This is a genomic window from Pedobacter jejuensis (assembly GCF_003725795.1).
In the GTDB taxonomy this organism is placed as follows: Bacteria; Bacteroidota; Bacteroidia; order Sphingobacteriales; family Sphingobacteriaceae; genus Pedobacter; species Pedobacter jejuensis.
This window is the reverse complement of sequence record NZ_RBEE01000013.1, coordinates 24,450-36,870: the sequence shown is the minus strand read 5'-3', so window position 1 is coordinate 36,870 and position 12,421 is coordinate 24,450. Positions and strand designations below refer to the sequence as shown.

The 12,421-nt window shown below is 37.3% G+C and carries 9 protein-coding genes; all 9 read right to left on the bottom strand.

All coding sequences use genetic code 11. The annotated features are described in order from the left end of the window. Nucleotides 1-3,522: DUF11 domain-containing protein (locus tag D7004_RS09715; protein WP_148042780.1), on the bottom strand; the 3,522-nt coding region annotated here is incomplete at its 3' end. A 591-nt stretch (nt 3,523-4,113) separates the two neighbouring features. Continuing rightward, nucleotides 4,114-5,487 carry an NADH-quinone oxidoreductase subunit N gene (locus D7004_RS09710; protein ID WP_123205671.1) on the bottom strand — a complete coding sequence of 458 codons (1,374 nt, stop codon included), beginning with the start codon at nt 5,485-5,487 and terminating at the stop codon, nt 4,114-4,116. Between the two features lie 3 nt (nt 5,488-5,490). After that, nucleotides 5,491-6,972, bottom strand: a complete 1,482-nt coding sequence (locus D7004_RS09705; protein WP_123205670.1) for a complex I subunit 4 family protein — start codon at nt 6,970-6,972, stop codon at nt 5,491-5,493. Between the two features lie 20 nt (nt 6,973-6,992). Further along, nucleotides 6,993-8,888, bottom strand: a complete 1,896-nt coding sequence (nuoL, locus tag D7004_RS09700) for an NADH-quinone oxidoreductase subunit L (protein WP_123205674.1) — start codon at nt 8,886-8,888, stop codon at nt 6,993-6,995. 19 nt (nt 8,889-8,907) lie between these two features. Then, nucleotides 8,908-9,237, bottom strand: coding sequence for an NADH-quinone oxidoreductase subunit NuoK (gene nuoK / locus D7004_RS09695; RefSeq protein ID WP_010601897.1), 330 nt, complete (start codon nt 9,235-9,237; stop codon nt 8,908-8,910). Further along, nucleotides 9,237-9,740, bottom strand: a complete 504-nt coding sequence (locus tag D7004_RS09690; RefSeq protein WP_123205669.1) for an NADH-quinone oxidoreductase subunit J family protein — start codon at nt 9,738-9,740, stop codon at nt 9,237-9,239. Before D7004_RS09690 ends, nuoK begins: the two co-directional genes overlap by 1 nt. Before the next feature lie 109 nt (nt 9,741-9,849). Next, nucleotides 9,850-10,353, bottom strand: a complete 504-nt coding sequence (locus D7004_RS09685) for a NuoI/complex I 23 kDa subunit family protein (RefSeq protein WP_123205668.1) — start codon at nt 10,351-10,353, stop codon at nt 9,850-9,852. A gap of 2 nt (nt 10,354-10,355) precedes the next feature. Next, nucleotides 10,356-11,393 carry an NADH-quinone oxidoreductase subunit NuoH gene (gene nuoH / locus D7004_RS09680; protein ID WP_123205667.1) on the bottom strand — a complete coding sequence of 346 codons (1,038 nt, stop codon included), beginning with the start codon at nt 11,391-11,393 and terminating at the stop codon, nt 10,356-10,358. Further along, nucleotides 11,393-12,403, bottom strand: coding sequence for a 2Fe-2S iron-sulfur cluster-binding protein (locus D7004_RS09675; protein WP_123205666.1), 1,011 nt, complete (start codon nt 12,401-12,403; stop codon nt 11,393-11,395). Before D7004_RS09675 ends, nuoH begins: the two co-directional genes overlap by 1 nt. Nucleotides 12,404-12,421 lie beyond the last annotated feature (18 nt).

Sequence of the window (12,421 nt, the reverse complement as noted above, 5' to 3'; positions counted from 1 at the left end):
CGGATCAATTGGATCTACAACCGAGGCAACGTTTTTAATCTGTGTTGTGCCTGCCGGAAGTGTTGGTATAACCGTTGCCTGGAAGCTCAAGGTTAAGCTGCCGTTTGCAGGAACCGTCAATGCCGACCAGTTAATTGTATTGCCGGTTAAGGTTCCGCCATTGCTAATTCCTGTAATATTGGTCAAGGTTGCAGGAACAGCATCACTTACCGTTACACTTGTTTTTGCAGTGCCAAAGTTATTCGTTAAAGTAATATTGTAAGTCAGTACATCATTTGGTTTTACGCTCGAAGGGTTGCCAACAATTGTTTTCGTTGAAGTAATCTTCCCTTCCGTTGGTACCACAACTTCCGGTAACTCAGGGTTGTTCGGATCAATAGGATCCACAACCGAAGCAACGTTTTTAATCTGTGTTGTGCCTGCCGGAAGTGTTGGTATAACCGTGGCAGTGAAGCTCAAGGTTAAGCTACTGTTTGCAGGAACTGTCAAAGCCGACCAGTTAATTGTACCATTTGTTAATGTTCCACCGTTGCTAATTCCTGTGATATTGGTCAAGGTTGAAGGAACAGCGTCACTTACCGTTATACCTGTTTTTGCAGTGCCAAAGTTATTTGTTAAAGTAATATTATAAGTCAGTACATCATTTGGTTTTACGCTCGATGGATTACCAACAATTGTTTTCGTTGAAGTAATCTTACAAGCAGATTCTGTTAACACAATAGGATCAGAAGGAGCAGAACAACTGCCATTACCATTAATTGCTACTGTATAACTACCTACTGATGTTACCAAATAAGTCTGTTCAGTAGCACCAGAAATCGCTACACCATCTTTATACCATTGGTTTGCAGTTGAAGCAGACGAGGTTAAAGTAGCGCCAACAGATGTACAAAATATAGTTGGTCCTGTTATTGTTGGCTTAGCTACGTTGGGATTTACTGTAAGTTGGAAGGTTTGTGAACTGCCAGGACAGCCTATGCCTGTATTTGGTGTAACTGTTATGTTTGCTACTAATGGTGTAGTACCAGTGTTTATCGCGTTAAATGAAATATCTCCGCTACCAATTGCGGATAAGCCAATTGCAGGATTATCGTTTGTCCAGTTATATATAGTTGTAATCGGATTTGAGGTTGTGGAATTTGAATATTCAAGCGCTTGCGTTCCAGTAAATGAAATTGCCTTAAGTTCACCATTACAAGCTGTTTGAGCAGAAACTGCATTTACAGTTGGCTTCGTAACAACTTTTAACGTTACCGTTTGTGCAGGCGATATACAGCTTGCAGTTGTTACTACTACTGAATATATTCCTGCCATTGCAGAAGTAATATTTGTTAAATTTTGCACTTTTCCTGTACGGGTTGATCCATCGGGATAAGTCCAAGTGTAAACAGTGCCTCCAATAGCATTGATATTTAACACTGCGTTATCCCCAACACATACAGATTCACTAATTGGATTATTGTTTATGGTTGCTTGTATAGTTTGAATAACAGTTACATTTTGTGTAGTCTCTGTACCACATGCAGTCTCTTTAATTTTTATAGGATATGTACCTGTTGGCGTATTAGGAAAAACGTTTGAGGATTGCCAATTAAGTCCATTATCAATGCTATACTCTAAGGTAGCCCCAACAATAACAGTACTAGCAGAAATCACTAAATCACCTTTTCCATTTGGGCCACAAGCAAAACCACCACTATTTATTGCGTCAAAATCTATGCTACTGCTAGCGTTAAATGTAATGGGTTCCAAATTAACTAGAATACAGTTTTCACCTTTCACTTTTAAACCTACAGTGTAATCTCCATAAGGCATATTAGTAAAGCTCTGTGCAGTGCCATTAGCATCAATATTACGCGTAGTTCCTGGTGTCGTTCCTGGACCAGTTAAAATAACCAACTCATATTCTTGAGGCCTATTAAAGGTACCATTTACGGTAAAGTTAAATGAACCACAAGTAGCTGTTTTGGTTACCCCAGTTATAGTTGCATCATAGCCATAAGAATCGACATCAACGCTAACGCCTTCATAACATCCACTGGCTGTAGCCGAAGAATGGAGTTTTACTGTATATTTACCAGATGGCCAATCATTTACTCCCGTGGTATATTCTAAAAGGTAATTTTGATTGAAAGGTCCCGGAACCAACGAACCTGTCTTTCCAATAGGAACCAAGCTATTATTGGAAGACGTAACTTCATAAGTTAATCCGGTTGTTTGCTGAGGAACGCCACCCAACTTGACTAATATCTGCGCTTTATTTAAAACACACTTATTTGGAATACTGTAAACAAAACTTGCATTTGAATTGCCCGCTGTTAAATCAACTGTAAAATCTAAGATTCCGCCTGGCCAGATTTTTCCATTATTATCAACAACATACCAATTTACCTTTGTATTCGGAGTAAAATTTATGTAAGTAGGTCCATCATTTTGATTGTTAACTACAATTGTTTTAGTGTTTTCGGGATTAGATGTGCCATTATCGGTAAAATAAATAGTAGCTGGAACTGATACTAAACTTACCTCCATAACACGATATTCCGCCTGAGCTATTCCACAAGTAGCAAAGGGGATAACATCTGGTCCCTTCTGTAAAACGGGAAAAACTTTACTTGTTCCATCACAAGTATTACGCAGTATATATTCTAAAGTTTGCCCTGGCAAAACGGTGCCTGCGGCAAACGTATAAGACCCATTCGGATTATAGGGTTGGGCTGCAAATGTTGTCGAAGTGCTTACATTTCTTACTTCAACCGTATAAAAAGACCATTGGGAAGAAGGTAAATAAACATAGTTCCCCGTAAAAAATTGGGAGGCTTTTATTTGATATCCTCCTGCAGATGTGCTGGTATTTTGAAGCGTTAAATAAACATAGTCTAAATTATATTGAGTGGCTGGATTCGGTTGATTAACAGTTAAAACACCAGTTGTATTAATTATTGTTGAGGTTATACAGTTATTATCTTTGACCCAAAACTTATACGAACCAGCAGCAAGTCCTGAAAAAGTAGGCGAACTTTGAAAAGTTGTTGGTGCTGTTGTTTGGTCAACTGCAGTAATTCCGTAACTTAAATTACCACTCCCGCCACTAGCAGAAACAGTTAATGTACCTACTGTGCTACTTGTACACCCTGTGATAGAAATCGGCGATACCGAAGCTGTAACTGGAGTATAAGTTTCTGTAACTGTTATAGGTGCAGAAGTTACAATTGTTGCATCATCATTATTTCCCCTTGCTTTTACGGTATAAGTATCTGCGGGCAAGTCTGTAAAAATATTATTTGAAGTCCAACCACTGCCACCAAGTGGTCTTATAATTGTTGTTCCTTTTAACAATTGATAACTAACAGGACTAGCTAGTCCGTTCGTGGCAGCCGTAATGCTTGCACCATTTGGACAAGTTGAATTGGTACCGCTTGCTGTAACACTCTGCGCCTTAACAGAATTACTTAAGATTAATGATAGGCAGAAGAAAGCAAAAAAAAATGATAGAAAAGATCTATTTAAATTTTTTTTCATAATTAAGATTTTGAGATAAAATCTTCATTATGACAATATCATGCCAACCAAATCTCTCCAAAAGGTAACCTCTAACCAAAGTCAGATTAAAAATGCAGGTAGGTGGATTTAAAATTGCTAAAACCAATTTTATTACGACATAAAAATTGTATTTTAACTATTAAAATCATGTAAGCATATAATTTGTTGGAAGTTATAATAGGGATTAAATTCCCCAAATATTCTCAATATCCCCAAAATTGTAAAATAAAAACTACATTTTTTTGTGATTATAAAATACTGGCGCCAATTTTAAGTTCGACATAATATTAAAAATTTGGATTTGAATCAGAACGAAATTTTCATCTAATTGATGAAAATAAGTGTGTCTAAATTGTATGAACATTATTTTAAGTTGACGTAAAATCCAAGAATGATATTTTAACTGCCAATAGTTAGGAGCTTGTTTGGAAATAGGTAAACGCTAACTAAAATAATATGAAATAACAATTTGATTTAAAGATAAGGCAGGTTATTGCAATTATTTATACATTATAATAGCTCCCAGTGAAAAGAACAATTGGGTTTAGCAAATGAAGTTTAGTTATTCCTCTATATCAGATTTAAAATAATTGCAGGATAAATACCCAAAATTAGTGTAATAGCTACTGAAACCAATAAAACAACCTTGTATTGCGAAGGTGTAGAAAGTTCTGTATCTGCACCATCTTTAAACCAAACAGCTACTATAACCTTGAAATAATAGTAGAAACCAACCAATGCATTTAAGATTGCAAAGCCAACTAGGATAGTGTGGTATTCTCCCATTACATTTAGGAACATTAGATATTTTCCAATAAAACCTGCAGTTAGAGGAATACCTGCCAATGATAGCATGGCTACGGTTAACGACAAAGCAACTAAAGGGTTTTTCTTACCTAAGCCATTGAAACTTTCAAAGCTATCGCTACCTGTTTTTTGTTTCACCAAAATTAATACTGCGAAAGCAATGATTGATGCAAATGTATAAGCTGCTGCGTAAACCAAAACATTGCTCTCAGAATTTTTAGTTAATACGATTAGCGAAAACAATAGGTATCCCGCATGTGATATACTGGAATAGGCCAGCATGCGCTTAAAGTTTTTCTGAAATAAAGCCGTTACATTGCCAATAAATAAGGTTAAGCAAACGATAACCATTAATGGGATCACATAAAAGTCGTGAAGTGGTGCGAATGCTCCTGCAAATAACCTTAAGAAAGCGGCAAAACCAGCTGTTTTAACCACCGTACTCATAAAAGTGGTAATTAGAGTTGGCGAACCTTCGTAAACATCAGGTGTCCAGAAGTGGAACGGTGCAGCGCCAACTTTAAAGCATAAACCAATCATCATCAAGATTACGCCTGGATAAAATATTGGAGAAATTGCTTTACTATTATCTACCAAATAAGCTTGAATTTTATCTAAATCGAAAGAACCTGTACCTCCATAAATTAAAGTGATACCGAACAATAGAAAACCGGTAGAAAAAGCACCCATTAAAAAATATTTCAATGAGGCTTCATTTGATGCAAAATCCTTTTTACGAATTCCTGCAAGAATATATAAACTTACCGACATGATTTCCAATCCTACAAACAACATCGCCATGTTTTTGTACGATACCATCATAATCATTCCCGCCAGGGCAAAGAGGATTAAAGTATAATATTCGGCTATGTTATCGCTCTTAGCGTGGAAATAATTTTGTGTTAATAAGAAAATTAAAAGTGTACCAATAATGCAAACGCCAGAAAATGCCAAAGCGAAATTATCAGTCTGCATCATACCGAAATGAACTGCATTGCCATTCCAGGAAGCGAAAGTAAATCCTAATGCAGTAAGTAAGCCAACCACGGTAAGCGGCAATAATGCTTTATTTGCTTTAAACAAACCTGCATAAAGTACAATAAAAGCTGTTATACTAATGGTTATGATAATATTCATTGCTTATTTTACTGATGTTAATTTTTGATTTACCTGTTCTAATAAATGTTGTACAGATGCCTCTGTTAAGTGCAATAATGGTTTCGGATAAACACCCAAAATTACGATTAAAGCACAAATGATATAAAGAACCAATTTTTCAGTTCCTTGGATATCGGTGAATGTAAGGGTTAATTCATTGGTTTTGCCAAGCATTACATTTTGGTACATACGTAACATGTAAACGGCTCCGAAAATGATGGTTAATCCTGCGATTGCGGCAGCCCAAATGCTATAGTTATACACGCCCATTAACAACAAGAACTCACCGATAAAACCATTCGTTCCTGGTAAAGCTACTGTTCCTAAAACGATGATTAGGAATGCAATCGCCAATTGAGGTGCTACTTTAGCAATACCGCCTAGTTCTTCAATTTTGTTGGTTTTCAGACGGGAAAAGATAATATCCAAAACGAAAAATAAACCCACTACATTAATCCCGTGACTTAACATTTGAACCATCGCTCCTTGCATACCTTGTACACCAAGATTTCCAAGGTTAAAGGACGCAAATATGCCTGCAGCGATTAAGCCAACGTGAGCGATAGAGGAATAAGCTACCAAACGTTTCGCATCTTTCTGCGTGAAAGCTATAACTGATGCATAAACAATTCCAATGATAGAAAGAACCATTGCTAAACAAGACCAATCCTGAACACCAGTCGGAACGATTGGCAATAACCATCTGATTACGCCATAAATACCCATCTTCAACATAATACCGGATAGTAACATTGTTCCTTGAGTTGGCGCAACGGTGTAGGTATCTGGCTGCCACGTGTGGAAAGGAAAAATCGGCATCTTAATCGCGAAAGCAATAAAGAAAGCCCAGAAAATCCATCCTTGTTGTGCTCCATCTAAATTTAAAGCATAAAATGCTTGGATATCGAAATTGTGAGCAGGGTTTTGTAGGTACAAATAGATTATACCCATCAACATAAATAATGAACCCGCAATCGTGTAAACGAAAAACTTCATGTTGATGCGAACCCTATCTTTTCCACCCCAGAATGCGCAGATGAAATAGATTGGAATCAAAGCTGCTTCCCATCCAATGTAGAATAAGAAAGCGTCCATTGCGGTAAATACCAATAACAAACCAGCTTGCATAAATAGAATTAATGCGTAAAAAGCTGATGGATTTTTATAATCGTGCTTGTAGCTGGATAGAATAATAATTGGCACCAATAAGTTGGTAAGCAACACAACCAACATGCTGATTCCATCGATACCAGCATGAAAACGAATGCCTAGATCGGCAATCCATGGTAAATTTGCCTCAAACTGGGTACTTGCATTTGGTATGAAATTACAAGCAATAAACACAGCCAAACCTAAAGATGCAACCGAAATTACGGTCGAAACTATTTTAGCAGACTTACCCGAAAATGCTGTAATTAGAGCACCAACAAGCGGAAGAAATATAAGTAGTAAAAGTTGTTCCATTATTTAATTTTGAACCCTTTTTATATGTAATAAAATGTATAAGCAAGCAATGCGATGATACCAAATACCATCATAAATATGTAGAATCCTACGTTTCCACTTTGTAATAAACGAACACCTTTACTAGCCTCGTTTGTACTCCATCCTAATCCATTCACTATTCCATCGATAAATTTAGTATCAACAACCCTGTAAAAGAATTTAGAAAAAGCATCCAATGGTTTTGTAATAATGAAATCGTAAATCTCATCTAAATAAAATTTATGATAAGATAATTTCGCTAGTGCTGAGCGTGGTGCCTCATCAGCAACCGGAACACGAGCACCTTTAACATATCTAGTGTAAGCATAAAGCAAAGCAATAACTGCGGAAACAACCGAAACACCCATTAAAGTAAATTCAGTTGAGTGACTTAAATCTAACTCGTGTTGCGCAACACCTGCACCTGTTAACCAATGTGCCAACCACTCATTACCGCCAAATACATGTGGAATGTTGATGGCTCCACCAATTGCAGCTAAAATAGCTAGAATTACTAATGGTGTAGTCATTGATGCCGGCGATTCATGAACATGACTTTCTTCATGATGTGTACCTCTGTACTTCCCTGAAAAAGTTAGGAACATCATTCTGAACATATAGAATGCGGTCAAAAATGCAGTTAAAACACCAATGCCCCAAAGCACCGGGCTATATTGAAATGCATGAGCTAAAATTTCATCCTTTGAGAAGAAACCTGAAAATGGTGGTAAACCTGCAATTGCGATGGTACCAATCATCATGGTTAAGAACGTTACCGGAAGTTTTTTTCTTAATCCGCCCATGTGTCGCATATCCTGTTCATGGTGCATGGCATGAATAACCGAACCGGCACCTAAGAATAATAATGCTTTAAAGAATGCGTGGGTTAATACGTGGAAGAATGAACCTGTATATGCGCCCACACCTAATCCTAAAAACATATAACCTAACTGAGATACAGTAGAATAAGCCAATACTTTTTTGATATCCGTTTGAGTTAGGGCGATAATTGCAGCTACCAAAGCTGTCGCCGCACCGATAATGGCAATGATGTGTTGCGTTAATGGGGCGAGGTCGAACAATACGCTCGAGCGGGCAATCATGTAAATACCTGCTGTTACCATTGTCGCCGCGTGGATTAAAGCAGAAACAGGTGTTGGTCCGGCCATTGCATCGGGTAACCAGGTAAATAATGGCAACTGTGCAGATTTACCGCAAGCACCAATAAATAACAAAATGGTGATTAAAACTATTGTTTGGTTACCTGGCAGCATATTAGCTGCTTGAGGAAATATTTTTGAGAACTCTAAACTTCCGAAGAAGTTGAACATTAAGAATACACCTAATAAAAAGCCCAAATCGCCAATCCGATTCATTACAAAAGCTTTTTTAGCTGCTGATGCATAAGCGCTATTGGTGTACCAAAAACCGATTAGTAAGTAAGAGCATAAACCTACACCCTCCCAGCCGATAAACATTACGATGTAGTTCGACCCCAATACCAGTAATAGCATGAAGAACACAAACAAGTTTAAATAAGAGAAAAACTTACCAAAACCTTCATCATTGTGCATGTAACCCGTAGAATAAAGGTGAATTAAAAACCCTATTCCAGTAATTATTAACAGCATGATTGAACTTAGTGGGTCAACCAGGAACGATAAAGGAATGTGTAATGTACCAGCACTAATCCAATCGAATAAAAATACTTCGTGAGATTTTTGTGTATCGCCTTGTAAACTAAAGAAAATAATTACGCTGATGATAAAGGAGGCAAAGATTACTCCGCTCCCGATGATACCAACAAGTCCTTTAGATAAAGAATTTCTGCCCAGTCCGTTAATTACAAAACCCAAAAAAGGAAGTAACGGAACTAACCAAATCAATTGTTCTATTGTCATTCTTACTATATATTTACCACTTAAGGCGATTTAAAACATTAATATCTATCGATTTTGTATTTCTATATACCATTACGATTATTGCCAAACCAACTGCAACTTCTGCAGCAGCCAGCGCCATAATGAAGAATACAAAAACCTGACCTGATGGGTCGTTACTATGAACCGAAAAAGCTGTTAAAAGCAAGTTTACTGCATTCAACATCAACTCAACCGACATAAAAATTACGATTGCATTTCTTCGGGTTAATACGCCGATTACACCAATTGTGAAAATAATTGCACATAAATAGATGTAGTGATTTAGCGGAACGCCTGCCATTTGTGTAGTTAAATTTTCCATTATGCCTCTACCTCATCTCTTTTAGATAATAAAACGGCTCCAACCATTGCTGCCAATAGTAATAAAGACGATAATTCGAATGGTAACAAGAATGGGCCAAAAAGCTCTTTACCCAAGTTTTCTACCAAACCTAATCCCGGATTTTTCAAAATAAGCGGACTTGTAATTGTTGCAGCCTTAAAAGAACCAACTAAAGTTACCACTAAGCAACAACCTGCAATTAAGCCTACAATTTTTATCAAAGGCGATTTTACAGGCTCAGTTTCTTTATTTAGGTTGAGGAGCATCAGTACGAATAAGAATAATACCATGATTGCACCCATGTAAACGATGAAGTTTACAACAGCTAAAAACTGTGCATTCAACAATACGTAATGTACCGTGAAGGTGAAAAAAGTGAGAATCAAGTACAAAACGCTATGGATTGGATTTTTTGCAAAAATCACCATCAGCGAAAAGATGATACTTAATGTGGCTACGAAATAGAATACTTGTGTACTCATTAATTTGTTATTTGTTTGTACTCCTCGTCATTGCGAGGCACGAAGCAATCTCATTTTTATTGCCATTGCTTTAGGATTGCTTCGTTCCTCGCAATGACGATTGGTCATATTATTTTTTCATTTCTAACGGAGCCTCTACCAATTTATCTTTTCCGTAAATAAAATCCTTACGTAAATAATCTGCTGGTACAATTGGTCCATCTAAATAAATCGCCTCTTTTGGGCAAGCCTCTTCACATAATCCGCAGAAAATGCATCGCAACATGTTAATTTCATAAGTTGCAGCATATTTTTCCTCACGGTATAAATGCTTTTCATCATTCTTGCGCTCTGCAGCAATCATGGTAATCGCCTCAGCCGGACAAGATAATGCACATAAACCGCAAGCAGTACAACGCTCTTTACCATTTTCATCACGTTTAAGCGAGTGCATACCTCTAAAGTTTGCCGAAAACTCACGCTCTACTTCAGGATATCTTATTGTTGCCTCTTTTTTAAATAAGTGACTGATGGTGATGCCCATACCTTTTGCAATTGCAGGCAAATACATGCGCTCCATAAAGCTTAAAGGTTTTTGCTCCAGTACTTTTTTCTTATTACTTAATGATTCCATAATTAAAACTTCTCAATAATTGCAATCACAACGCCAGTTATAATAATATTGGCAATTGCCAAAGGTATTAAACCTTTCCAACCTAAATTCATCAATTGGTCATAACGGAAACGAGGGATTGTCCATCGTACCCACATGAAGAAAAAGATGAAGAATACTATTTTTGCAAAGAAAACTGCTGTACCGAATAATGGTGCCCAGGTTGGACCTAACCAAACTGCCATTGAATCCATCCCAGGATAATTGTAACCTCCAAAATATAATGTTGCCATTACAGCTGATGAAACAAACATGTTGATGTATTCAGCAAATAGATAGAAACCTAATTTCATGGAAGAATACTCTGTGTGGTAACCACCAATTAATTCAGTTTCACATTCTGGTAAATCGAAAGGTGCACGATTGGTTTCTGCAAAAGAACAAACCATAAAAATTAAAAAACCTAGCGGTTGATACCAAACATTCCAATTTAGGCCGTGTTGCTGTTCAACAATGGTTTTTAAACTTAATGTATTGGTCATTAAAAGCAAAGCAATGATGGATAATCCCATTGCGATTTCATAACTGATGTTTTGCGATGCCGCACGAATTGCGCTTAATAAAGAGTATTTATTATTTGAGGCCCAACCACCAATCATCACGCCGTAAACTCCCAGAGATACGACACCGAAGATGTATAAAACACCAACGTTAATATCAGCAACTTGCAATGGAACCATTTTGCCTCCAATTTCCATAGGACTACCCCACGGAATTACTGCTGTACCAATACAAGCACAAAGTAATGCCAATCCAGGACCAATAATGAATAACCATTTGTTTGATGAAGTCGGGATAATTTCCTCCTTCATAAACATTTTAACACCATCTGCTAATGGCTGCAAAATACCAAAAGGACCTGCTCTATCCGGACCTAAACGGTCTTGCAAATAAGCCGCCACCTTACGTTCTGCATAAGTAGAATACATGGCTACGACTAAACTGATACCGAAAATTACCGCTACCAGAATAAATTTTTCTATGATAAAACCTGTATCCATTAGTATTTTACTGTTTTATGTAACTCAATTTCATTTGCAGCCTGTAAAGCCTGATTTGGCTGAATTACATGCAAAGGTTTTAGTGTTTCGTAATGGTTTGATGCAATAACCGAAGTATCATCTATATGTGTTGGCTGCTCGATAATCCAATCTGAAGTTGCCTTTTTATCAAAGCGACAAGTATTGCAGATGAACTCTTCCACCTCACCATACTGGTCTTTACGAGCCGTAACACGTAACACATCTTCACCTTTGTACCAAAGTGTTACTTTACCATTGCATTTTTCGTGGTCGCAATTACGATGTGCATCAACTGGTTTTGTAAACCAAACACGGTTTTTAAAACGGAAAGTTCTATCTGTTAAAGCACCAACCGGGCAAACATCAATTACGTTTCCAGAGAAATCGTTATCAACTGCTTGTTGGATATAAGTGGAAATTTCAGAATGGTCGCCACGGTTTAAGATACCATGAACACGTTTATTTGTAATCTGGTCGGCAGTGAAAACACAACGGTAGCACAGAATACAACGATTCATATGCAATTGAATTTTGTCACCAATATCGATACGGTCGAAAGTACGGCGCTCAAACTCATAACGAGTTTTTTGTAATCCGTGTTCGTAACCTAAATTTTGTAAATCACACTCACCTGCTTGATCACAAACCGGGCAATCTAATGGGTGGTTAATCAATAAAATTTCTACTACACCGGCACGTGCCTCCAAAACCTCTGGAGAAGTAATATTAAGCACTTCCATACCATCCATTACTGTTGTACGGCAAGATGCAACCAATTTTGGCATAGGGCGTGGGTCTTTTTCAGAACCTTTTGTTACCTTAACAATACAGGTACGGCATTTACCACCACTACCTTCTAATTTAGAATAATAGCACATGGCTGGCGGAACAATATCACCTCCTATTTGCCTTGCAGCATTTAGAATAGTGGTTCCGTTGTCAACCTCTACAGTTATCCCATCTATCGTAACCTTAACTTTATCACTCATTATTAAAATTCAAAAGTG

Bases quoted from the DNA above. Each gene is read 5' to 3' on its own strand.
- D7004_RS09685 (WP_123205668.1), bottom strand. From the start codon at position 10,353: ATGGAATCATTAAGTAATAAGAAAAAAGTACTGGAGCAAAAACCTTTA.
- nuoK (WP_010601897.1), bottom strand. From the start codon at position 9,237: ATGGAAAATTTAACTACACAAATGGCAGGCGTTCCGCTAAATCACTAC.
- D7004_RS09710 (WP_123205671.1), bottom strand. From the start codon at position 5,487: ATGAATATTATCATAACCATTAGTATAACAGCTTTTATTGTACTTTAT.
- nuoH (WP_123205667.1), bottom strand. From the start codon at position 11,393: ATGGATACAGGTTTTATCATAGAAAAATTTATTCTGGTAGCGGTAATT.
- D7004_RS09690 (WP_123205669.1), bottom strand. From the start codon at position 9,740: ATGAGTACACAAGTATTCTATTTCGTAGCCACATTAAGTATCATCTTT.
- D7004_RS09705 (WP_123205670.1), bottom strand. From the start codon at position 6,972: ATGGAACAACTTTTACTACTTATATTTCTTCCGCTTGTTGGTGCTCTA.
- D7004_RS09675 (WP_123205666.1), bottom strand. From the start codon at position 12,403: ATGAGTGATAAAGTTAAGGTTACGATAGATGGGATAACTGTAGAGGTT.